This window comes from Pseudomonas sp. BF-RE-21 (genome assembly GCF_019947305.1).
Taxonomy (GTDB): domain Bacteria; phylum Pseudomonadota; class Gammaproteobacteria; order Pseudomonadales; family Pseudomonadaceae; genus Aquipseudomonas; species Aquipseudomonas migulae.
On sequence record NZ_JAGYGF010000027.1, the window covers coordinates 44,044 to 66,523 of the forward strand.

Sequence of the window (22,480 nt, forward strand, 5' to 3'; positions counted from 1 at the left end):
AGCCTTGCCCGAGCGACATTGGACGCAAACATCGCCCAGGGCACTGCAAGCATCCCAAGCCAACTTATTAAAGGCAGACAAGAAGAATGAAAGCTTACGCCGTACCTTTCGAGAAGTTCGTCAACCTGGCCGACGCCCGCCTGGGCACCAAAATCATTTCGGTCACCGATGACTGGTTCGCAGACGCCAACCGTCTGTTCCAACCGACCCCGGCCGTGTGGAAGGAGGGCGTGTTCGATGACAACGGCAAGTGGATGGACGGCTGGGAATCGCGTCGCAAACGCTTCGAAGGCTACGACAGCGCGGTAATCCGCCTGGGCGTGCCGGGTTCGATCAAAGGCGTAGACATCGACACTTCATTCTTCACCGGCAACTTCCCGCCGTCGGCTTCGCTGGAAGCCTGCTTCCTCGCGTCTGGCGAACCGGACGACAACACCCAGTGGACTGAAGTGCTGTCGGCCGTCGAGCTGCAAGGCAACAGCCATCACTACCACGAAATCAGCAACGACCAGGCCTTCAGCCACCTGCGCTTCAACATCTACCCGGATGGCGGCGTGGCCCGTCTGCGTGTCTACGGCATTCCGTTCCGCGACTGGTCCGCTGTCGGCGACAACGAACAAGTGGACCTGGCCGCCGCCCTGAACGGTGGCCGCGCCCTCGCCTGCTCCGACGAACACTTCGGCCGCATGAGCAACATCCTCAACCCGGGCCGTGGCATCAACATGGGCGACGGCTGGGAAACCGCACGTCGTCGCACGCCGGGCAATGACTGGGTCATCGTCGCACTGGGCCATGCCGGCGAGATCGAAAAAGTCGTCGTCGACACCCTGCACTTCAAGGGCAACTACCCGGACACCTGCTCGATCCAGGGCGCCTTTGTGAAGGGCGGCACCGACAGCCAGATCGAAACCCAATCGCTGTTCTGGCGCGAACTGTTGCCGGCGCAGAAACTGGAAATGCACGCCGAACACACCTTCGCCGAGCAGATCAAGGCACTGGGCCCAATCACCCACATCCGCCTGAACGTGTTCCCGGATGGCGGTGTGAGCCGCCTGCGTGTCCTGGGCAAGGTCGCTAAATAAGCGGCGCGCCATTCGCGGGCAAGCCTCGCTCCTACAGGTATCACCGACCGTAGGAGCGAGGCTTGCCCGCGAAGACGCCAGATCAAACAACACAAATTTTGGATAAGAAGACCAGCATGCGCACACTGACGATTGAACCGCTGACCAAAGAAGCCTTCGCCCCTTTCGGTGACGTGATCGAAACCGACGGCAGCGATCACTTCATGATCAACAACGGTTCGACCATGCGCTTTCATAAACTGGCGACGGTGGAAACCGCCACGCCAGAAGACAACGCGATCATCAGCATTTTCCGCGCCGACGCGCAGGACATGCCGCTGACCGTCAGCATGCTGGAGCGTCACCCGCTGGGCAGCCAGGCTTTCATTCCGCTGCTCGGCAACCCCTTTCTGATCGTGGTCGCGCCACTTGGCGATGAACCTGTATCAGGCTTGGTCCGCGCCTTCGTCACCAACGGCAGGCAGGGCATTAATTACCATCGCGGCGTCTGGCACCACCCGGTGCTGACGATCGAAAAGCGGGATGACTTCCTGGTGGTTGATCGCAGTGGCACAGGCAATAACTGCGATGAGCATTTTTTCAAAGAGGATGAGCGTTTGATCCTCGCCCCCCACCAATAAGAGAAGGTCTGATCACTCGACAACAGAGTGACAGGCGAGAGGTAAAGACTGTGGAAGCACATCTGTTGGAATGGCTGAACCTGAGCGTGCGCTGGGTTCACATGATTACTGGCGTGGCCTGGATCGGTGCGTCGTTCTATTTCGTCTGGCTGGAAAACAACCTCAATCGGGTCAACCCGAAAAGTGGTCTGGCCGGCGATTTGTGGGCGATCCACGGCGGCGGTATCTATCACCTGGAAAAATACAAACTGGCTCCACCGACCATGCCGGACAACCTGCACTGGTTCAAATGGGAAGCCTACTTCACCTGGATGTCGGGGATCGCGCTGCTGTGCGTGGTGTTCTACTCCAACCCGACGCTGTACCTGCTGGCACCGGGCAGCAGCCTGACCGGCCCTGAAGGTGTTGCCCTGGGCATCGCTTCTTTGTTCGTTGGCTGGTTCGTCTACTCCTTCCTCTGCGACTCGGCCCTGGGCAAACGCCCTGCCCTGCTCGGCTTCATCCTGTTCGTGCTGATCATTGGCGCCGCTTACGGCTTCAGCAAAGTGTTCAGCGGTCGTGGTGCGTACCTGCACGTCGGCGCGATCATCGGCACCATCATGGTCGGCAACGTGTTCCGCATCATCATGCCGGCGCAGCGCGCACTGGTAGCGGCGATTGCCGAGAACCGCACGCCCGATCCGGCACTGCCGGCCAAAGGCCTGCTGCGTTCGCGTCACAACAACTACTTCACCTTGCCGGTGCTGTTCATCATGATCAGCAACCACTTCCCGAGCACTTATGGCAGCCAGTACAACTGGCTGATCCTGGCCGGGATCGCGGTGCTGGCGGTGTTGGTGCGTCACTACTTCAACACCCGTCATGACAGCCACAAGTTTGCCTGGACCCTGCCCGTCGCAGCCGTGGGCATGATCTGCCTGGCTTACGTGACTGGCCCGGCGCAGATGCCAAGCGCACCTGAAGTGGCCAAGGCACCTGGCACCATCGAGTACCAGCCGCTGCCGGAAACCGCCCTCGGCGGTGGCGCCAAACCTGCCACACCGAAACCTGCTGAAGCACCGGTCCAGGCGGCAAACGCCGGCCCGGGTTTCGACAAGGTACACAGCGTGATCCAGGAACGTTGCGCGGTATGCCACTCGGCCAAGCCGACCAGCCCGTTGTTCAGCGCAGCACCGGCCGGCGTGATGTTCGATACCCCCGAGCAGATCCGCCAGAACGCGGCGCGCATCCAGGCTCAAGCCGTCACCAGCCAGATCATGCCACTGGGCAACATCACCCAGATGACCCAGCAGGAACGTGACCTGATCGGCGCGTGGATTGTTCAGGGAGCTCCGACCAATTAACCGTTGAAAAGCTTCGCGGGCAAGCCTCGCTCCTACAGGTTTTGCGTCGTTCACAAATGATGCAAATCGCCCCAGAACCTGTAGGAGCGAGGCTTGCCCGCGAATGGCCGCGCCGCGGTCTCCCCTGATGCACAAAATCACAAGAATAAAAAAGATCCGAGGTGTTGCATGTCCGAGCTATCCCAAGCGCGCATCCCCGACGCACCCGCCATTCAGCGTTTGCCCCTTTTGCAACTGATCCTGGTCGGTCTGCAACATGTTTTGCTGATGTACGGCGGAGCCATCGCGGTGCCGCTGATCATCGGACAGGCCGCTGGCCTGAGTCGTGAAGAAATCGCCTTCCTGATCAACGCCGACCTGCTGGTGGCCGGCATCGCCACCATCGTCCAGTCGCTGGGCATCGGCCCGATGGGCATTCGCATGCCAGTGATGATGGGCGCCAGCTTCGCCGCCGTCGGCAGCATGGTCGCCATGGCCGGCATGCCCGGTATCGGCCTGCAAGGGATCTTCGGCGCGACCATTGCCGCCGGGTTCTTCGGCATGCTCATCGCACCGTTCATGTCCAAAGTCGTTCGGTTCTTCCCACCGCTGGTGACCGGCACGGTCATCACCTCGATCGGTTTGTCGTTGTTCCCCGTCGCCGTCAATTGGGCGGGCGGTGGTGCCGGCGCCGCTCAATTCGGTTCACCGATTTACCTGGCCATCGCCGCGCTGGTGCTGGCAACCATTCTGTTGGTCCATCGTTTCATGCGCGGTTTCTGGGTCAACATTTCCGTGCTGATCGGCATGTGCCTCGGTTACGTGATCTGCGGGTTGATCGGCATGGTCGACCTCAGCGGCATGGCCCAGGCGCCTTGGCTGCAATTCGTCACCCCGCTGCACTTCGGCATGCCGAAGTTTGAACTCGCGCCGATTCTGTCGATGTGCCTGGTGGTGGTGATCATCTTCGTCGAGTCCACCGGGATGTTCCTCGCGCTGGGCAAAATCACCGGCCAGGAAGTCTGCCCACGGATGCTGCGTCGCGGCTTGCTGTGCGATGCCGGTGCGTCGTTCTTCGCCGGTTTCTTCAACACCTTCACCCATTCCTCTTTCGCGCAGAACATCGGCCTGGTGCAGATGACCGGCGTGCGCTGCCGTTCGGTGACCATCGTTGCCGGCGGGTTGCTGATCGTATTGAGCCTGCTGCCGAAAGCCGCGTTCCTGGTCGCCTCGATTCCACCCGCCGTGCTCGGCGGTGCGGCGATTGCGATGTTCGGCATGGTCGCCGCCACCGGGATCAAGATTCTCCAGGAAGCCGACATCGGTGACCGTCGCAACCAATTGCTGGTGGCGGTGAGCATCGGCATGGGCCTGATTCCGGTGGTACGTCCGGAGTTCTTCGCCCACCTGCCGTTGTGGATGAGCCCGATCACCCACAGCGGCATCGCCATGGCAACGTTGAGTGCCTTGGCGCTGAACCTGCTGTTCAACATCCTCGGCGGCAAGGAACGCGCCGCGATCAACGACTGCCACGCCCACTCGCACTAAGACAGAACGCAAACCCTGTAGGAGCCGGCTTGCTGGCGAAGCGGTGGGTCAGACGACATCAATGTTGGATGTTCTGACCTCATCGCCAGCAAGCCGACTCCTACAGGGGTGGGACACCTGCGCCTTGAAAATAAAAACAAGAGGGAGCAACAGATGATTCGGACACAGACAAACCTGCTGTTAGGCAGCGGTCTTCTGGCTGCCAGCCAAGCCATGGCCGGCGATTTACTGCTGTGGCAGACCAACAGCCTGAGCTATCTGTACGGCAAGGATTTCGCGATCAACCCGTCGATTCAGCAGACGATCACCTTCGAACACGCCGACCGCTGGAAGTACGGCGACAACTTCCTGTTCGTCGACAGCACCTACTACAACGGCGAGAAAGACCGGAACAAAGGCGTTCACGCCTATTACGGCGAATTCAGCCCACGCCTCTCCTTCGGCAAAATTCTCGACCGCCACTTCGAATTCGGCCCGATCAAGGACGTGTTGCTGGCCATGACCTACGAGAATGGCGAAGACGACACCGAAGCCTACCTGATCGGCCCCGGCTTCGACCTTGCAGTACCGGGCTTCAACTTTTTCACCTTGAATTTCTACTATCGCCAGACCGAAGGCTCGCGCCCCGGCGATGATGTCTGGCAGATCACACCGGCCTGGTCCTACACCGTCCCGCTGGGCAATTCGAACCTGTTGATCGACGGCTACCTCGACTGGGTCGTGGACAACGACCAGAACTCGCGCGGCACCTATCACGCCAACCTGCATTTCAACCCGCAGATCAAATACGACCTGGGCAAGGCCCTGGGCTGGCGGGAGAAACAAGTGTATGTCGGCGTCGAGTACAGCTACTGGAAAGACAAGTACGGCGTGGAAAACAACGCCCGCCTCGACACCAATGAAAACACCACCAGCCTGCTGGTGAAGGTGCACTTTTAAGATGACCCGCAACAATGCCCCAAACCTGTCGTCGGTGCGCTGTTGCGGGGCACTTGAGACCCGGCCCTGGAGTCAGTATTCTCCGCGGCCGCCTGAATCCGCTTTAAAAAAAAGCCCGGATTTAATTCCTGACCAGAAAGCCAACTTATCCCGGCCCTGGACGGTATCAAGGCATTCCAACCCCCCTCTCAATCGACGGCTCTTGAGCCGCCGAACGGGAGTTTTTTTGCTTTTCGAAAGCCTTGGCGCAGCTCTTGCTAACACCACTGAAGCTGACCGATTGGATGATTTTTTACCGCTACGGAAAAAGGCGCCACACCAGAGCGCCGACCTTAAAAAAACAACGTGAAACACCTACTTTTTGGGAGCAACCGAATGAAACGTACGTGCACTAGCCTGATGCTGGCGGGATCCTTGCTGGCCGGGGGCCAGGCCATGGCCGGCGACTTGCTGCAATGGCAGAACAACAGCCTGACCTACCTGTATGGCAAGGACTTCCAGGTCAACCCGCGCATTCAGCAGACCGTGACCTTCGAACACGCCGATGGCTGGAAATATGGGGATAACTTCTTCTTCGTCGACAAGATCTTCTACAACGGCGAAAAGGATTTCAACGTCGGCCCGAACACCTATTACGGTGAGTTCAGCCCACGCATTTCCCTGGGCAAAGTCCTCGACCAGAAAATCGGATTCGGCCCGGTCAAAGACGTGTTGCTGGCCATGACGTACGAGTTTGGTGAAGGCGATACCGAGTCCTACCTGATCGGCCCGGGTTTCGACCTGGCGATTCCAGGCTTCGACTACTTCCAGCTGAACTTCTACCAGCGTCATACCGAAGGCAGCCGTGCGGGCGACAACGTCTGGCAGATCACCCCGGTTTGGTCCTACACCATCCCGGTCGGCGATTCGAGCATCCTGATCGATGGTTTCATGGACTGGGTAGTCGACAACGACTCCAACTCCAAAGGCGACTACCACGCCAACCTGCACTTCAACCCGCAGGTTAAATATGACCTGGGTAAAGCGCTGAATTTTGGCGAGAAACAGTTGTATGTGGGTGTGGAGTATGACTATTGGTCGGACAAGTACGGGATTAAGGATAGCCAGTACTTCAAGACTGATCAGAGCACGACGAGCTTCCTGGTGAAGTTCCACTTCTGATCCAGCGGCGTCTGTGAGGACGCCTTCGCGGGCAAGCCATGCTCCTACAGGTTTTGTGTCGTTCGCCCATTATGTGAACGACACAAAACCTGTGGGAGCGTGGCTTGCCCGCGAAGGCCGCACCGCCGATCTCAAGCTGCTACCACCGGCTGCACCAACCCAAGAAACCGACACAACTCATCCTTCTTGGCCAACGCATCCCGCCGCCCCAGATCTATCAACTCGCTGCAATACCCCGCCTCGAACAGCAGATAACTCAACACCCCCGCCCCACTGGTCTTGGTCGCACCCGGCCCGCGCAAAAACAGACGCAGCGCTGCCGGCAACTCCTGGCGATGTCGCGCAGCGATCTCATCAATCGGCTGGCTCGGCGAAATCACCAGCACCTCCACCGGCGCTACGCCGAGCGTGCGGGTCGGCGTGCCGGCGGGCATCAGATGGCTGAACTGATTCAAGCGCTGCAGCAGTTCGATGTCACTTTCCAGGCTGTCAATGAACGTACTGTTGAGCATGTGCCCACCGATCTGCGCGAGCGTCGGCTGCTGTCCGGTGTAGGCCCGTTGCAGCGGTCGTTCCGGGTCGACACCGCGCGGGTTGCCGCTGACGCCCACCACCAGCACGCGGCTGGCACCCAGGTGCAGGGCCGGGCTGATCGGTGCCGATTGGCGCACCGCGCCGTCACCGAAATATTCCTCGCCGATTTTTACCGGGGCGAACAGCAGCGGGATGGCGGAGCTGGCGAGCAGGTGCTCGACGGTCAACTGCGCAGGAACGCCGATGCGTCGATGGCGTAACCAGGCGTCGATGGTGCCGCCACCCTGATAGAAGGTGACTGCCTGACCCGATTCGTAACCGAACGCGGTGACCGCCACGGCCTTCAACTGCTTCTGCGCGATGGCTTCGGCGATGCCGGTCATGTGCAATTTGTCGTTGAGCAACCGGCGCAGCGGCGAGCTGTTGAGCAGGGCCACCGGCACCTGAGCGCCGATGCCGAGCAGACTGTGGCTGACAAACCGGCTGGCCTGACGGATCACGCCCGGCCAGTCGCTGCGCAAAACCAGATGGCTACGGAACCCTTGCCAGAAAGCAGTCAGGCGTTCGATGGCATTGCGAAAGTCCATCGCCCCACTGGCGAGGCTGACCGCATTGATCGCCCCGGCCGAGGTGCCGACGATCACCGGGAACGGATTGTTTGCCCCCACCGGCAGCAATTCGGCAATCGCTGCCAGCACGCCGACCTGATAGGCCGCCCGAGCCCCGCCGCCGGAAAGAATCAACCCTGTAACCGGTTCGCCTGGACTCATGCACAACTCTCCATGGTGCTAGTTGGAATTTTCCATTCCCCTGTAGGAGCGAGACCGGCTTGCCGGCAATGGTCGTCAACGATGACGTTGGCTGCCTGACACTCCGCGACGCTCTCGGGTTTTTCGCGAGCAGGCTCGCTCCTACAGGGATTGGGGGTTCAACCGCGTTTTGCGTACAACTTGGGTTCGCCCGGCGGACGACTCTTGAAGCGGCGATGGGCCCAGAGGTATTGCTCCGGGCAGTCGCGCAAGACGCCTTCGATCCATTGGTTGATCCGCAGGCAATCGGCCTCTTCGGTCTCGCCGGGGAAACCTTCGAGCGGCGCATGGATCACCAAGCGATAACCGCTGCCGTCCGCCAGACGCTCTTGCGTGAACGGCACCACCAGCGCCTTGCCCAGCCGCGCAAACTTGCTGGTGGCAGTGACGGTCGCGGCCTGAATCCCGAACAACGGCACGAAGATGCTTTGCTTGGCGCCGTAGTCCTGATCCGGTGCGTACCAGATCGCCCGGCCGGCCCGCAGCAGTTTGAGCATGCCGCGCACGTCTTCACGCTCCACGGCCAGCGAGTCGAGGTTGTGTCGCTCACGGCCATTGCGCTGGATGTAATCGAACAGCGGGTTCTTGTGCTCGCGGTACATGCCGTCGATGGTGTGTTGCTGGCCGAGCAGCGCCGCGCCGATTTCCAGCGTGGTGAAATGCACGGCCATCAGAATCACGCCCTTGCCTTCGCGCTGGGCCTTTTTCAGGTGCTCCAGCCCTTCGACATGCGCCAACCTGGCCAGGCGCTCCCGCGACCACCACCAGCTCATGGCCATTTCAAAGAATGCGATGCCGGTGGAGGCAAAGTTTTCCTTGAGCAGGCGCTTGCGCTCGGCAGCGGATTTTTCCGGGAAGCACAGCTCCAGGTTGCGCTTGGCAATGCGCCGTCGGTCGCCCGCCGCGCGATACATCAATGCACCGAGGGCACGACCAATAAACAGCAGCGCCGGGTATGGCAACTGAACGATCAGCCACAACAGCCCCAAGCCGCACCACAGCGGCCAGAAACGCGGCATCAGAAATGTTTTTTGAAAACGCGGGCGATCCATTAAAGGTTCCGGAAAGACAATGGCCGCGCATTCTACATCGTTCGACCCGGCTTGCGGCTCGCGAGCGTTCTCGTTATAAGTCTCGGCACTTTTAGTGACAAGCCGTTGTATGCCGACCATGAGCCAAATCGAACCGCAAGACCAGGATCCCGTGTTCCAGTTGAAGGGCAGCATGCTCGCCATTACCGTGCTGGAGCTGGCCCGCAACGACCTCGAAAGCCTTGATCGGCAATTGGCCGCCAAGGTCGCCCAGGCGCCCGGCTTCTTCAGCAACGCGCCGCTGGTACTGGCGCTGGACAAGCTTCCGGCCAGCGAAGGTGCGGTCGATCTGCCAGGCTTGATGCGCGTCTGCCGCCAGCACGGCCTGCGCACCCTGGCGATCCGTGCCAGTCGCATCGAAGACATCGCCGCCGCCATCGCGGTCGACCTGCCGGTGCTGCCGCCGTCCGGCGCCCGCGAGCGTCCGCTGGACCCGCTTGAAGGCACCGTGGCGAAGAAACCGGAAAAACCCGCTGAACCGACGATCAAACCGACGAAAATCATCACCTCGCCGGTACGCGGCGGCCAGCAGATTTATGCCCAGGGTTGCGACCTCGTCGTGATCTCTTCGGTCAGCCCGGGGGCGGAACTTCTCGCCGACGGCAACATCCATGTATACGGACCGATGCGTGGTCGTGTATTGGCCGGGGTCAAAGGCGACACGAAAGCCAGGATTTTCTGTCAGCAAATGAGCGCTGAACTGGTCTCCATCGCAGGCCACTACAAGGTTTCGGAAGATCTGCGTCGCGACCCTTTGTGGGGCGCGGGTGTACAGGTCAGCCTGTCGGGCGATGTGTTGAACATCATTCGGCTTTAACGGATACTGCCGCATTTTCCAAGCATCTCTAAAACGTAGCGAAAACGGCTCAAACGAAGTAGGAAAAAGGCCTAAAGCAGTGTTTACCGGGGGTAAGCGCGGTTCATGACCGGATTCCAGCCAAGCTGTCCGACTGCAGTCGTTTTTCCAGAGATGTTTTTCAGGGGCTAAATGTCCTTTTTCCTTAGGGGTGAAACACCTTGGCCAAGATTCTCGTGGTTACATCCGGCAAGGGTGGTGTGGGTAAGACCACCACCAGTGCTGCTATCGGTACCGGCCTCGCACTGCGCGGTCACAAAACAGTTATCGTCGACTTCGACGTCGGCTTGCGTAACCTCGACCTGATCATGGGTTGCGAGCGTCGCGTCGTGTATGACTTCGTCAACGTGGTTAACGGCGAAGCCAACCTGCAACAGGCCCTGATCAAAGACAAACGCCTGGAAAACCTCTACGTACTGGCCGCCAGTCAGACCCGCGACAAAGACGCGCTGACTGTCGAAGGCGTGGAAAAAGTCCTGATGGCGTTGAAGGAAGACTTCGAATTCGTGGTCTGCGACTCCCCGGCCGGCATCGAGAAAGGTGCTCACCTGGCCATGTACTTCGCCGATGAAGCGATCGTCGTGACCAACCCGGAAGTCTCCTCGGTTCGTGACTCGGACCGCATGCTGGGCCTGCTGGCCAGCAAATCGCGTCGCGCCGAAAACGGCGAAGACCCGATCAAGGAACACTTGCTGTTGACCCGTTACAACCCGCAACGCGTCAGCGATGGCGAGATGCTCGGCGTTGAAGACGTCAAGGAAATTCTCGCTGTGACCCTGCTGGGTGTGATCCCTGAGTCCCAAGCGGTACTCAAGGCGTCCAACTCCGGCGTGCCGGTGATTCTCGACGATCAAAGCGACGCCGGTCAGGCGTACAGCGATGCGGTCGAACGCCTGCTGGGCAAAACCGTGGAGCATCGGTTTCTCGATGTGACGAAGAAAGGATTCTTTGAGCGTCTGTTTGGAGGCCGGTAATGAACATTTTTGACTTCTTTCGTGCTAACAAGAAGCCAAGTACCGCCTCGGTAGCGAAAGAGCGTCTACAGATCATCGTGGCGCATGAACGCGGCCAACGCAGTACGCCGGATTACTTGCCAGCCTTGCAGAAAGAGCTGGTCGAAGTCATCCGCAAGTACGTCAATATCGGGTCCGATGACGTGCATGTCGCCCTGGAAAACCAGGGTAGCTGCTCGATTCTGGAACTCAATATCACCCTGCCGGATCGCTGAGTCGACCCGTCGGGAGCCACGGCGGCTCAGGCTTTTGCAGCTCCTTGTAGGAGCGAAGCTTGCTCGCGAAGGTGTGTCAGTCGACATTAACGTTGCTGACACACCTTCGCGAGCAAGCTTCGATCCTACAAGAGCCTTGAAAGCCTGAGTCGCCGTTGGCGTTTGTTACGAGGCTGTTTAATGCCGCTGTCCAACGTCCACATCATTCATCAGGACGCCGCCGTACTGGTGGTGAATAAACCGACCCTGTTGCTTTCCGTCCCTGGCCGGGCCGATGACAACAAGGATTGCCTGATCACCCGCCTGCAAGAAAACGGCTACCCCGAAGCCCGCATCGTCCATCGCCTGGACTGGGAAACCTCCGGCATCATTCTGCTGGCCCGTGACCCGGACACCCATCGCGAATTGTCTCGGCAATTTCACGACCGTGAAACCGAAAAGGCCTACACCGCACTTTGCTGGGGTCAGCCGGAACTGGACAGCGGCAGCATCGACCTGCCCCTGCGCTACGACCCGCCGACCAAGCCGCGCCATGTGGTGGATTTCGAGTTCGGCAAAAACGCCCTGACATTCTGGCGCGTGCTGGAACGATGCGGCGACTGGTGCCGGGTTGAACTGACGCCAATCACCGGCCGCTCCCATCAGTTGCGCGTGCACATGCTCTCCATCGGCCACCCGCTGCTGGGTGACGGGCTCTATGCCCACGAGCAGGCGCTGGCCGCCTGGCCACGGCTGTGCCTGCACGCGAGCATGCTCAGCTTCACTCATCCGCAGACCGGTGAACGCCTGCGTTTCGAGTGCCCCGCTCCGTTTTGAGCAGACTCGCCGAAATGAAAAACGCCCTTCAACTGAAGGGCGTTTTCATTTACTGAAACAAATTACCCGTCGTAAAAATGGCGTTAAAATATTGTCATAAATTTGTAAAGAAACGTAAAATGATGGCACTACGATAGCAGGCAGGATGCCCCGTGCTCAGTTGCAAGACACTTCAGAACGACTACCCAATCACCTTCAACTTTTCCAACACCACGCTGCACCTCAGTGAACAGCCTTGCATCGAAGCACGGCAAGCGCTGGAGCAACTGATTGAAAAGCGCAGCGCTCGCAAGCTCACCCGTGCGAGTGCACCGCTCGCCAGTGGTGACACCCCTCTATTTGCCAAGGTTCAGCCGCTGGATACGTTAAAGGCGAAAGTGCGGGTAACCTTTGGCAAACCACAGCGTAACGGTCGCTTCGACTGGCCGCTGGAAGAACTGATCAATACCCATGAAGCGCAGCGCCGTGGCGTCCGGATGCCACCACTGCAAGGGTTTGGCTACACCAAGGATCTGCTGGGACTGACCCAGGAATATTTCATTATCACGCGCCTGCTTGACGACCATCTTGACGGCGTACAGTGGCTTAAACGCAACCCCGGCAACGTGGAAGCATTTATCCTGGATGCTTTCGACCTGCTCCACTCCCTTGCCCAGAAGAACATCACTCACATGGATTTCTGGGCCGGCAACATCATGATCCCCGAATCGTCGCTGTCACCGCTCAAAGCCATCGATTTTGAAAACTGCTTCTCCGGCCAGACACCCCATCAAAGCGAAACCCTGGGTTTCCAGCTGGGATTTTTCTATCGCCGGGAAATCTACAAACACATCACTGAAGCCGACTATGATCGGCTGGTTGAAACGTACACAGGACAACTCCCTGGCATCTCGAAGAAAAAGTTCAACCCGGTGTATGTCGCGAGCAAGCATGAATACGTGGGTCGCAAGCAACGCCGTGAAGTGTTCCTCAGCGGACTTCTGATCACAGGCTGACGCGCAAATCAGACCCACCGACAAACGTCGCGCGACGGACGGCATTGTGTCTGCAATGCCGTGAGCCAATACGGTAAACTTGCGCCATTGCTGTCTGGAGCTACTTATGCGCGAAGAGTTGAACCAAGGCCTGATCGATTTCCTCAAGGCCTCCCCTACCCCGTTTCATGCCACCGCCAGCCTTGTTCAGCGCCTGGAAGCGGCGGGTTATCAGCGTCTCGACGAACGCGAGCCCTGGACCACCGAAGCCAACGGCCGCTACTACGTCACCCGTAACGACTCTTCGATTGTCGCCGTCAAAATGGGCCGTCACTCCCCCCTGCATGGCGGTATCCGCTTGGTCGGCGCCCATACCGACAGCCCGTGCCTGCGAGTCAAACCCCAGCCGGAACTGCAACGCCAGGGTTTCTGGCAGCTGGGTGTCGAAGTGTATGGCGGCGCGCTGCTGGCTCCGTGGTTCGACCGCGACCTGTCCCTGGCGGGCCGCGTGACCTTCCGCCGCGACGGCAAGGTCGAGAGCCAGTTGATCGACTTCAAGACACCGATCGCGATCATTCCAAACCTGGCCATTCACCTCAATCGTGAAGCCAACATGGGTTGGGCGATCAACGCCCAGACCGAATTGCCGCCGATCCTCGCGCAGTTCGCCGGTGACGAGCGCGTGGACTTCCGCGCAGTGCTCACCAATCAACTTGCTCTTGAGCATGGCCTGAACGCCGACGTGGTGCTCGACTACGAGTTGAGCTTCTACGATACCCAGAGCGCTGCGGTCATCGGCCTGCATGGCGACTTCATCGCCGGCGCGCGCCTCGACAACCTGCTGTCCTGCTACGCCGGCCTGCAAGCGTTGCTGACGGCTGAAACCGACGAAACCTGCGTACTGGTCGCCAATGACCACGAAGAAGTCGGCTCCTGCTCGGCCTGTGGCGCTGACGGCCCGATGCTGGAGCAGACGCTGCGTCGTTTGTTGCCCGAAGGTGATGAATTCGTACGCACCATTCAGAAATCCCTGCTGGTCTCGGCCGACAATGCCCACGGCGTACACCCCAACTACGCCGACAAGCACGACGCCAACCACGGCCCGAAACTCAACGCCGGCCCGGTGATCAAGGTCAACAGCAACCAGCGTTACGCCACCAACAGCGAAACCGCCGGGTTCTTCCGCCATCTATGCATGGCCGAAGAAGTGCCGGTGCAAAGCTTCGTGGTGCGCAGCGACATGGGCTGCGGCTCGACCATCGGCCCGATCACCGCCAGCCACCTAGGCGTGCGCACCGTCGACATCGGCCTGCCGACGTTCGCCATGCACTCGATCCGCGAACTGTGCGGCAGTCATGATCTGGCGCACCTCGTGAAAGTGCTTAGCGCGTTCTACGCCAGCCAGGAATTGCCATAAAACCTGTAGGAGCCAGGCTTGCCGGCGAAGGCGCCCTCGAAATCGCCATCGCCGGCAAGCCGTGCTCCTACAGGTGCTCTATGCTCGAAACCCAAAACCCACCTAGACTTTAAGTATCCCTTCCGACAAGGCAGTCGCTCATGATCTCGATGTCTTCATTTCACGCCATGCTGATCCCGATTCTTGCCGGGATGATCCTGCTGGCGATCGGCTTCAACTTCCGCGACAAGAATGCCGGCGTGTTCGCGATGTGGATCGGCATGCTGACCATCCTCGCTACCGTGGTCTTCAAGATCCTCGCCAAACTCAACGAATAAATCCTCGCCCTCGGCTCGCATTGATTTTGGCGGGCTCGTACACTCGGTCGACCTGCTCCTTTCAAGGTTGACCGCCTAGTGTTCGCTCGTCTTTTTGCCCTGCCCAGCCTTTTCCTCGTCTGCCTGATGGCGCTGCTGCCGATCATGCCGGCCCAGGCCGTCGGTTTACCGAGCTTGCTCAACAGCTCGGCGAAAACCCAGCCCGAGGCACAAGAACCCCTCGGGCAATCCCTCGACGAAGTCATCAAGTCACTGGAGAACGATCAGCAACGCAGCAAATTGCTGGCCGACCTGAAGAAGCTGCGCGACGCCACCAAAAAAGCCCAACCGGCTGCTGAAGAAGGCGTGTTGGGCCTGATTGGCGGCACGCTGGCCAATTTTGAAAAACAATTCTCCGGCGCTGACAGCCCGCTCACACGCTGGTCCGACGAGTTTGATCTGGCCAAGGAAGAACTGGCGGGGTTGGTGTTGCCGGCCAATGAATGGCTGCCGATCATCTTTGGCTTCGCCATGATTTTGATGGTCTGGAGCCTGCTGGCCGCCGCGCTGATCTGGCTCGGTCACCGGGTACGGATGCGCTTTGGCCTGACCGAAGAATTGCCGCAGCACCCCAAGGCCCTCGACATGTTGCGCTTTGCCCTGCGCAAACTCGGCCCTTGGCTGATCGCCCTGGTGATGACCGTCTACATGACCTACGCCCTGCCCTCGTCATTGGGCAAAAGCCTGGCGATGGTGCTGGCCTATGCGCTGGTGGTCGGCACGTGTTTTTCGGCGATCTGCGTGATTGCCTTTTCCTTGCTCGACGGGCCACACCGCCACCGCGCCTTGTACATCCTGCGGCATCAGGCCTTTCGGCCGCTGTGGCTGATCGGCAGTTTTGCCGCGTTCGGCGAAGCCTTGAACGACCCGCGACTGGTCGCCAGCCTCGGCAGCCATTTGGCGCACACCGCCGCCACCATCGCCAACGTGCTGGCCGCGCTGTCTACCGGGCTGTTCATCCTGCGCTTCCGACGCCCCATCGCCCACTTGATCCGCAACCAACCGCTGTCACGGCGCCTGACCCGCCGCGCGCTCAGCGACACCATCGAAATTCTCGGCACTTTCTGGTACATGCCAGCGCTGGTGCTGGTGGCGATTTCGCTGTTCGCCACGTTCGTTTCCGCCGGCGACACCAGCACCGCGTTGCGCCAGTCGCTGATCTGCACCGTGCTGCTGGTGTTGTGCATGGTCATCAACGGACTGGTACGCCGGCATGCACTGAAACCGCAACGTGGCGTGAAGCGCCATGCACTGTATTCCGAACGCCTGAAAAGCTTCTTCTATACCCTCGCCCACTTGCTGGTGTGGCTGGCGTTCATCGAACTTGGCCTGCGGGTCTGGGGCATGTCGCTGATTGCGTTCACCGAAGGCGAAGGCCATGAAGTCAGCGTCAAACTGTTCAGCCTCGGCGGCACACTGATTTTTGCCTGGCTGATCTGGATCCTCAGCGACACCGCCGTGCACCACGCCCTCACCCGCTCGCGTAAAGGCCAGGCCAACGCCCGTGCGCAGACGATGATGCCGCTGATCCGCAACGTACTGTTCGTGGCGATTTTCATCGTTGCGCTGATCGTCGCCCTGGCGAACATGGGCATGAACGTCACGCCACTGCTGGCCGGTGCCGGCGTGATCGGCCTGGCCATCGGTTTCGGCGCACAATCGTTGGTCGCGGACCTGATCACCGGGCTGTTCATCATCATCGAGGACTCCCTGGCCATCGACGACTACGTGGATGTCGGCGGCCACCTCGGCACTGTCGAAGGCCTGACCATTCGTACCGTGCGCCTGCGGGACATCGACGGCATCGTCCACACCATCCCGTTCAGTGAAATCAAAAGCATCAAGAACTACTCGCGAGAGTTCGGCTACGCGATCTTTCGCGTGGCGATCCCCTCGAACATGGACATCGATAACGCGATCAAACTGATGCGCGACGTCGGCCAGAAGATGCGCGCCGATCCACTGCAACGGCGGAATATCTGGTCGCCGCTGGAGATTCAAGGGGTCGAGAGTTTCGAGTCAGGCAACGCGATTCTGCGGGCCCGCTTCAAGACCGCACCGATCAAGCAGTGGGAAGTTTCCCGGGTGTTCAACCTGTCCTTGAAACGACACCTGGATGAAGCCGGGCTTGATCTGGCGACACCGCGCATGAGTGTGCAAGTGGTCACGGCGGGTGGCGGCCCAATAGCCGATTAACCCTTGGCCACCTGTGGGAGCGAGCCTGCTCGCGATGGACGCACAGGCACCGCGCTCATTCAGACAGCACACGTAATCGTTCACGACCATCGCGAGCAGGCTCGCTCCCACAGGATCTGCAGCCAATCGCAAGACCGGCGGTATTTAACAAATCGCAGGCATAAAAAAATCCCCGAACCAGTCGGGGATTTTTTATGTTCGATCAATCAGCCCGGGGGCGGATCAATCTTCGCGATAGCGACGCAGCTTCAACTGCTTACCGGCAACGCGAGTGTCCTTCAGCTTGGTCAGCAGACGCTCCAGACCATCTTCCGGCAGCTCGACGAGGCTGAAGCTGTCACGCACCTGGATGCGACCGATGGCTTCACGCGCCAGACCACCTTCGTTGAGGATGGCGCCCAGCAGGTTTTTCGCCGCGATACCGTCACGCGCGCCCAGCGCGGTACGGCAACGGGCACGACCTTCGGCCAATGGAACCGGAGCACGACGCTCACGATCACCACGGTCCGGACGATCACCGGTGCGCTCTGGACGATCGCCACGCGGTGCGTTGTTCGGCACCAGTGGACGTTCTTTCTCGATTGCAGCCAGGGTCAGCGCCTGAGCGTTGGTCGCCTTGCGCAGCAGGGCAGCAGCCAGTGCACGCGGCGTGCAACCGATATCGGCAGTCAGGCGATCCAGCAGATCACCGTGAGTCGATTCGGCATCACCAACCAGCGGCGACAGGCTGTTGGTCAGTTTCTTGATGCGGGCATCGAGAACAGCCTGAGCGTCCGGCAGGCGAACTTCGGCAACTTTCTGACCGGTTACACGCTCGATCACTTGCAGCATGCGGCGCTCACGCGGAGTCACCAGCAGCAGTGCACGACCTTCGCGACCGGCACGGCCAGTACGGCCGATACGGTGGACGTAGGATTCCGGATCGTACGGCATGTCAACGTTGAACACGTGAGTGATGCGCGGAACGTCCAGGCCACGAGCGGCAACGTCGGTCGCCACAACGATGTCCAGACGGCCATCCTTGAGGGAGTCGATCACGCGCTCACGCTGGTTCTGGGCAATGTCACCGTTCAGCGCAGCGGCTTTGTAGCCTTTGGCTTCCAGGGCGCTGGCCAGGTCCAGGGTCGCTTGCTTGGTGCGCACGAACATGATCAGGGCGTCGAAGTCTTCGACTTCCAGCAGGCTCAATACAGCCGAGGTCTTCTGGTCAGCGTGAACCAACAGGTGAGCCTGTTCGATCGCGGTAACGGTCTGAGTCTTGGTCTGGATCTTCACGTGTTGCGGATCGCGCAGGTGGCGTTCGGCAATGGCACGGATCGACTGCGGCAGGGTAGCCGAGAACAATACGGTCTGACGGGTTGGAGGCAGCGCCTTGAAGATGACTTCGAGGTCGTCCATGAAACCCAGTTTGAGCATTTCGTCGGCTTCGTCGAGAACCAGGTGGTTCACGGTCGACAGGACTTTTTCGTCGCGACGCAGGTGGTCGCACAGACGGCCCGGAGTGGCGACAACGATCTGTGCGCCATTACGGATTGCTTTCAGTTGTGGACCCATAGGGGCGCCGCCGTAAACGGCCACAACGGTAACGCCTGGCATTTGCTTGGCGTAGGTTTCGAAAGCGGTTGCTACTTGCAGCGCCAACTCACGGGTTGGCGCCAGGATCAGGGCTTGCGGCTCGCGCTTGGCAGGATCGATGCAGTGCAGGATAGGCAGGGCGAACGCAGCGGTTTTACCCGTACCGGTTTGCGCCTGACCAATCATGTCCTGGCCGGCCATGATGATCGGGATCGATTGCTGCTGAATAGCCGAAGGCTCTTCGTAGCCAGTCGCAATGACGGCTGCAAGGATATTCGGATTAAGATTAAAAGCGGCGAAGCCGCCGGTTTCCTGGGTCATGGGTCTGCCTCTAAGTGCATCCGCAAAGACCCATGCTCCAAAGCTGCGCATGCCGTGTAAGACTCAAGAGTCGCCCTGGCTGCTTTGTCGGCGGGGATTTGCGAAAACGAATGAATGAAAAAGATTCGTCAAGGGAGAGTCCGCTGTGCGGACGTGCAGCCGAAGCTGACTTCGGGGAATTGCGCTACCTAAACGCGGCCCGGTTAAAGGCCGGCGCGCACTATACCGGAATTCGCCCAAAAAGGGAGCATTATTTGTCGGAAAACTGACGGATACACCGTTGTGTCACAGGCTTTGCGGATAATCGTGCGACGGTCTATTTTTCAAAGGCCCGGCCCTGCTGGGGATGGCGCTAAAACGGTTCACCGTTGTGACTCGGACCTGCGGCCTCGCCTACCCCTTCAAACCCCTTCCCGCCCGAGGAATTGTTCGATGAATCAACCTGTTACCAGCCGTGTGACCTGCGAAAGGCGCGGCCATGTCCTGTTGATCGGCCTGGATCGGGTGGCCAAGCGCAATGCCTTCGACCTCGACCTGCTCAACGCACTCAGCCTGGCCTACGGTGAGTTCGAGGCTGACAGCGAAGCGCGGGTGGCGGTGGTGTTCGGCCATGGCGAGCATTTCACCGCCGGGCTTGATCTGGTCAGCGCCAGTTCGGCCCTGGCCGAGGGCTGGCAGGCACCGCCCGGCGGTTGCGATCCGTGGGGCGTGTTCGCGGGTCCGCGAGTCAGCAAACCGGTGATCGTCGCCGCGCAAGGTTATTGCCTGACCATCGGTATCGAGCTGATGCTCGCCGCCGACATCAACCTCTGCGCCAGTAACACCCGGTTTGCCCAGAAAGAAGTGCAGCGCGGGATTTTCCCGTTCGGCGGGGCCACATTGCGCCTGCATCAAGTCGCCGGCTGGGGCAATGCGATGCGCTGGTTGCTGACCGGGGATGAATTCGATGCGCATGACGCGTTGCATCTGGGGTTGGTGCAGGAAGTCATGGCCAGCGAGGATTTGCTGCCCCGGGCGATTGAGCTGGCGGAGCGGATTGCCCGGCAGGCGCCGCTGGGGGTACAGGCGACGTTGATGTCGGCGCGACAGGCGCGTTATGAGGGCGAAACAGCCGCTGCGCTGGGGTTGCCGCCGCTGGTGAAGAGTTTGTTGGCGAGTGAGGATGCGAAGGAAGGCGTGCGGTCGATGGTTGAGAAGCGGCCCGGCATTTTCAAAGGGGTTTGAGGTTTGTGGCGAGGCGGATATTGCCTTCGCGGGCAAGCCTCGCTCCTACAAGGTCGTATGCAACCTGTAGGAGCGAGCGGTGCGACGATTCGACTTGCCCGCGAAAGGGCCATCACAGGCGCCGAATCAAGTAGCCGGGCGAATCGCCTTGATCAACGACTGCAACGAATACCCCAACCGTGGCGCCAGCCCTTCGGCCCGCGCAACCAACCCATCCATGTCCAGTTCCTGATCCAGCTCCGACGGCACGAGCAGAATCACATTGCCCTCCTTCACCGGCAACTCCCAGTAATGCCGGTGATAGAGCCCACGCAACAGCGCCGCGCCCAACGGTTTGCCATCGTCGGTGGCCCACTGGTTGATCACCAGCCAGCCACCCGGATTCAGGCGTTTCTGACAATTTTCCAGAAAGCTCCAGGCCAGATGCCCGACGCCCGGCCCGACATCGGTATAAAGGTCGACAAAAATCAGGTCGGCCGGCTCGGCGGTATCGAGCAGTTCCAGCGCATCGCCGACACGGATGTACAGCCGCGGGTCGTCATCCAGCCCCAGGTATTCGATGGCCAGGCGCGGCACGTCGGGCCGCAGCTCGATGGCTTCGACATCTTCCAGCGGCAAGAACTTCAGGCAAGCCTGAGTCAGCGTGCCGGCACCGAGGCCGAGGAACAGCGCGCTTTCCGGTTGCTCGTGGCACAACGCGCCGATCAGCATGGCACGGGTGTAATCGTATTCGAGCCAGCTCGGGTCGGCAGTGAACACGCAGCTCTGTTCGATGGCATCACCGAACTCGAGAAAACGGTAATCGGCCACTTCCAGCACGCGAATCACGCCGAACTCGTCCTGTACCTCGGCGAGCAGATGCTCGACGCGCTCCTCAGTCATTTCGTCTCCAGATCGTCACCGGGCCCGGCAACGCAATGCACCGCAACATCAGGCGGCAAAAGCGCGATTGTCCGCGAAGCGACGGGAACAGGTCACGCACTAATTTGCTGATAACATGAACGTCCGAGCGTAAAACAACCGAGACCGTGATGAGCCAACCCTGGAGCCCTGACAGCTGGCGCGCCCTGCCGATCCAGCAACAACCCCACTACCCCGACGCGGCGCATTTGCTGCACGTCGAGCAAACCCTGGCGAGTTATCCGCCGCTGGTGTTTGCCGGTGAAGCCCGGGAGTTGCGACGTCAGTTTGCCGAAGTGACCCAGGGCCGCGCATTTCTGTTGCAGGGCGGCGATTGCGCCGAAAGCTTCGCCGAGTTCTCTGCCGCGAAAATCCGCGACACCTTCAAAGTGCTGCTGCAAATGGCCATCGTCATGACCTTCGCCGCGGGCTGCCCGGTGGTCAAGGTCGGGCGCATGGCCGGTCAGTTCGCCAAACCGCGTTCGGCCAACGACGAAACCATCGACGGCGTGACCCTGCCCGCCTACCGTGGCGACATCGTCAACGGCATCGGCTTCGACGAAAAAAGCCGTGTGCCGGACCCGGAGCGTCTGCTCCAGTCCTATCACCAGTCCACCGCGACCCTGAACCTGCTGCGCGCCTTCGCCCAAGGCGGCTTTGCCGACCTGCATCAGGTGCACAAATGGAACCTGGACTTCATCGCCAACTCGGCGCTGGCGGAAAAATACAGCCACCTCGCCGATCGCATCGATGAAACCCTGGCGTTCATGCGCGCCTGCGGCATGGACAGCTCGCCACAACTGCGCGAAACCAGTTTCTTCACCGCCCACGAAGCGCTGCTGCTGAACTACGAGGAAGCCTTCGTGCGTCGCGACAGCCTGACCAACGATTACTACGATTGCTCGGCGCACATGTTGTGGATCGGCGACCGCACCCGTCAGCTCGACGGCGCTCATGTCGAATTCCTGCGCGGGGTGAACAACCCGATCGGGGTCAAGGTCGGCCCGAGCATGAACCCGGAAGACTTGATTCGCCTGATCGACGTGCTCAACCCGGACAACGATCCAGGTCGCTTGAACCTGATCGCACGAATGGGCGCGAACAAGGTTGGCGATCATTTGCCGCAACTGATCCGCGCGGTGCAGCGTGAAGGCAAGCAGGTGCTTTGGAGTTCCGATCCGATGCACGGCAACACCATCAAGGCCAGCAGCGGCTACAAGACCCGCGACTTTGCGCAGATTCTTGGCGAGGTGAAGCAGTTCTTCCAGGTGCACGAAGCGGAAGGCACCTATGCCGGCGGCATTCACATCGAGATGACCGGGCAGAATGTCACCGAGTGCATTGGTGGTGCGCGACCGATCACCGAGGACGGGTTGTCGGATCGGTATCACACCCATTGCGACCCGCGGATGAATGCGGATCAGTCGCTGGAGTTGGCGTTTTTGATTGCCGAAACCCTGAAACAAGTCCGTCGGTAAACCGTGTCGCTGCCTTCGCGGGCAAGCCTCGCT

General features: G+C 60.0%; 20 protein-coding genes. 16 read left to right on the forward strand and 4 right to left on the reverse strand.

Features of this window, described 5'->3' with window-relative positions:
- Window positions 1-86: 86 nt before the first annotated feature.
- The 6 genes from alc to KGB25_RS18140 all read left to right on the forward strand — a co-directional run bounded on the left by alc (window position 87) and on the right by KGB25_RS18140 (window position 6,672).
- Complete coding sequence (alc, locus tag KGB25_RS18115; protein ID WP_008031459.1) at window positions 87-1,082, forward strand: allantoicase; 996 nt, start codon at window positions 87-89, stop codon at window positions 1,080-1,082.
- 116 nt (window positions 1,083-1,198) lie between these two features.
- Entirely contained in the window at window positions 1,199-1,702 is a 504-nt protein-coding gene (locus KGB25_RS18120) for an ureidoglycolate lyase (protein WP_007960046.1), read from the forward strand.
- Between the two features lie 50 nt (window positions 1,703-1,752).
- Window positions 1,753-3,045, forward strand: coding sequence for a urate hydroxylase PuuD (locus tag KGB25_RS18125; RefSeq protein ID WP_223436116.1), 1,293 nt, complete (start codon window positions 1,753-1,755; stop codon window positions 3,043-3,045).
- 168 nt (window positions 3,046-3,213) lie between these two features.
- Window positions 3,214-4,572 (forward strand): nucleobase:cation symporter-2 family protein, encoded by a 1,359-nt coding sequence (locus tag KGB25_RS18130; protein WP_192227309.1) that lies wholly within the window; start codon window positions 3,214-3,216, stop codon window positions 4,570-4,572.
- A 153-nt stretch (window positions 4,573-4,725) separates the two neighbouring features.
- Complete coding sequence (locus KGB25_RS18135; RefSeq protein ID WP_223436118.1) at window positions 4,726-5,511, forward strand: outer membrane protein OmpK; 786 nt, start codon at window positions 4,726-4,728, stop codon at window positions 5,509-5,511.
- A 375-nt stretch (window positions 5,512-5,886) separates the two neighbouring features.
- The gene (locus tag KGB25_RS18140) at window positions 5,887-6,672 is read left to right on the forward strand and encodes an outer membrane protein OmpK (RefSeq protein WP_207286354.1); all 786 of its coding nucleotides are present in this window, start codon (window positions 5,887-5,889) and stop codon (window positions 6,670-6,672) included.
- Window positions 6,673-6,803: 131 nt separating this feature from the next.
- Here the strand turns inward: KGB25_RS18140 and KGB25_RS18145 are convergent, their stop codons facing one another.
- Both KGB25_RS18145 and KGB25_RS18155 read right to left on the reverse strand, forming a co-directional pair.
- Window positions 6,804-7,976, reverse strand: a complete 1,173-nt coding sequence (locus tag KGB25_RS18145; protein ID WP_008040549.1) for a patatin-like phospholipase family protein — start codon at window positions 7,974-7,976, stop codon at window positions 6,804-6,806.
- A gap of 158 nt (window positions 7,977-8,134) precedes the next feature.
- Complete coding sequence (locus KGB25_RS18155; protein ID WP_008031451.1) at window positions 8,135-9,067, reverse strand: lipid A biosynthesis lauroyl acyltransferase; 933 nt, start codon at window positions 9,065-9,067, stop codon at window positions 8,135-8,137.
- 118 nt (window positions 9,068-9,185) lie between these two features.
- Between KGB25_RS18155 and minC the strand changes: the two genes are divergently transcribed.
- The 8 genes from minC to KGB25_RS18195 all read left to right on the forward strand — a co-directional run bounded on the left by minC (window position 9,186) and on the right by KGB25_RS18195 (window position 16,949).
- Window positions 9,186-9,923, forward strand: a complete 738-nt coding sequence (gene minC / locus KGB25_RS18160; protein WP_032828916.1) for a septum site-determining protein MinC — start codon at window positions 9,186-9,188, stop codon at window positions 9,921-9,923.
- Between the two features lie 200 nt (window positions 9,924-10,123).
- A complete protein-coding gene (minD, locus tag KGB25_RS18165) occupies window positions 10,124-10,936 on the forward strand; it encodes a septum site-determining protein MinD (RefSeq protein ID WP_008040547.1) in 813 nt (270 codons plus the stop codon).
- Window positions 10,936-11,190: a cell division topological specificity factor MinE gene (gene minE / locus KGB25_RS18170; RefSeq protein WP_007944431.1), complete on the forward strand. Its 255-nt coding sequence runs from the start codon at window positions 10,936-10,938 to the stop codon at window positions 11,188-11,190. Before minD ends, minE begins: the two co-directional genes overlap by 1 nt.
- Before the next feature lie 180 nt (window positions 11,191-11,370).
- Entirely contained in the window at window positions 11,371-12,006 is a 636-nt protein-coding gene (locus tag KGB25_RS18175; RefSeq protein WP_008031443.1) for an RluA family pseudouridine synthase, read from the forward strand.
- A 152-nt stretch (window positions 12,007-12,158) separates the two neighbouring features.
- The gene (locus KGB25_RS18180) at window positions 12,159-13,001 is read left to right on the forward strand and encodes a hypothetical protein (RefSeq protein ID WP_223436121.1); all 843 of its coding nucleotides are present in this window, start codon (window positions 12,159-12,161) and stop codon (window positions 12,999-13,001) included.
- Window positions 13,002-13,107: 106 nt separating this feature from the next.
- On the forward strand, window positions 13,108-14,397 hold the full coding sequence (locus KGB25_RS18185; RefSeq protein ID WP_008040545.1) for a M18 family aminopeptidase: 1,290 nt from the start codon (window positions 13,108-13,110) through the stop codon (window positions 14,395-14,397).
- Between the two features lie 149 nt (window positions 14,398-14,546).
- Window positions 14,547-14,714 carry a hypothetical protein gene (locus KGB25_RS18190; protein ID WP_162130712.1) on the forward strand — a complete coding sequence of 56 codons (168 nt, stop codon included), beginning with the start codon at window positions 14,547-14,549 and terminating at the stop codon, window positions 14,712-14,714.
- Window positions 14,715-14,792: 78 nt separating this feature from the next.
- Window positions 14,793-16,949 carry a mechanosensitive ion channel family protein gene (locus tag KGB25_RS18195; protein WP_223436122.1) on the forward strand — a complete coding sequence of 719 codons (2,157 nt, stop codon included), beginning with the start codon at window positions 14,793-14,795 and terminating at the stop codon, window positions 16,947-16,949.
- Window positions 16,950-17,171: 222 nt separating this feature from the next.
- On the opposite strand, the gene KGB25_RS18200 is transcribed toward KGB25_RS18195, so the two are convergent.
- Window positions 17,172-18,845, reverse strand: a complete 1,674-nt coding sequence (locus KGB25_RS18200) for a DEAD/DEAH box helicase (RefSeq protein ID WP_008031432.1) — start codon at window positions 18,843-18,845, stop codon at window positions 17,172-17,174.
- A 432-nt stretch (window positions 18,846-19,277) separates the two neighbouring features.
- On the opposite strand from KGB25_RS18200, the gene KGB25_RS18205 reads away from it, so the two are divergent.
- Window positions 19,278-20,069: a crotonase/enoyl-CoA hydratase family protein gene (locus KGB25_RS18205; protein WP_008040535.1), complete on the forward strand. Its 792-nt coding sequence runs from the start codon at window positions 19,278-19,280 to the stop codon at window positions 20,067-20,069.
- A 126-nt stretch (window positions 20,070-20,195) separates the two neighbouring features.
- Here the strand turns inward: KGB25_RS18205 and KGB25_RS18210 are convergent, their stop codons facing one another.
- Window positions 20,196-20,951, reverse strand: coding sequence for a spermidine synthase (locus KGB25_RS18210; RefSeq protein WP_008040534.1), 756 nt, complete (start codon window positions 20,949-20,951; stop codon window positions 20,196-20,198).
- 149 nt (window positions 20,952-21,100) lie between these two features.
- Between KGB25_RS18210 and KGB25_RS18215 the strand changes: the two genes are divergently transcribed.
- Entirely contained in the window at window positions 21,101-22,447 is a 1,347-nt protein-coding gene (locus KGB25_RS18215) for a class II 3-deoxy-7-phosphoheptulonate synthase (protein WP_008031425.1), read from the forward strand.
- Window positions 22,448-22,480: the final 33 nt, after the last annotated feature.

Coding starts and splice junctions, on each gene's coding strand:
- alc (WP_008031459.1), top strand. CDS start 87: ATGAAAGCTTACGCCGTACCTTTCGAGAAGTTCGTCAACCTGGCCGAC.
- KGB25_RS18120 (WP_007960046.1), top strand. CDS start 1,199: ATGCGCACACTGACGATTGAACCGCTGACCAAAGAAGCCTTCGCCCCT.
- KGB25_RS18130 (WP_192227309.1), top strand. CDS start 3,214: ATGTCCGAGCTATCCCAAGCGCGCATCCCCGACGCACCCGCCATTCAG.
- KGB25_RS18135 (WP_223436118.1), top strand. CDS start 4,726: ATGATTCGGACACAGACAAACCTGCTGTTAGGCAGCGGTCTTCTGGCT.
- KGB25_RS18140 (WP_207286354.1), top strand. CDS start 5,887: ATGAAACGTACGTGCACTAGCCTGATGCTGGCGGGATCCTTGCTGGCC.
- KGB25_RS18145 (WP_008040549.1), bottom strand. CDS start 7,976: ATGAGTCCAGGCGAACCGGTTACAGGGTTGATTCTTTCCGGCGGCGGG.
- KGB25_RS18155 (WP_008031451.1), bottom strand. CDS start 9,067: ATGGATCGCCCGCGTTTTCAAAAAACATTTCTGATGCCGCGTTTCTGG.
- minC (WP_032828916.1), top strand. CDS start 9,186: ATGAGCCAAATCGAACCGCAAGACCAGGATCCCGTGTTCCAGTTGAAG.
- minE (WP_007944431.1), top strand. CDS start 10,936: ATGAACATTTTTGACTTCTTTCGTGCTAACAAGAAGCCAAGTACCGCC.
- KGB25_RS18175 (WP_008031443.1), top strand. CDS start 11,371: ATGCCGCTGTCCAACGTCCACATCATTCATCAGGACGCCGCCGTACTG.
- KGB25_RS18185 (WP_008040545.1), top strand. CDS start 13,108: ATGCGCGAAGAGTTGAACCAAGGCCTGATCGATTTCCTCAAGGCCTCC.
- KGB25_RS18190 (WP_162130712.1), top strand. CDS start 14,547: ATGTCTTCATTTCACGCCATGCTGATCCCGATTCTTGCCGGGATGATC.
- KGB25_RS18200 (WP_008031432.1), bottom strand. CDS start 18,845: ATGACCCAGGAAACCGGCGGCTTCGCCGCTTTTAATCTTAATCCGAAT.
- KGB25_RS18205 (WP_008040535.1), top strand. CDS start 19,278: ATGAATCAACCTGTTACCAGCCGTGTGACCTGCGAAAGGCGCGGCCAT.
- KGB25_RS18210 (WP_008040534.1), bottom strand. CDS start 20,951: ATGACTGAGGAGCGCGTCGAGCATCTGCTCGCCGAGGTACAGGACGAG.
- KGB25_RS18215 (WP_008031425.1), top strand. CDS start 21,101: ATGAGCCAACCCTGGAGCCCTGACAGCTGGCGCGCCCTGCCGATCCAG.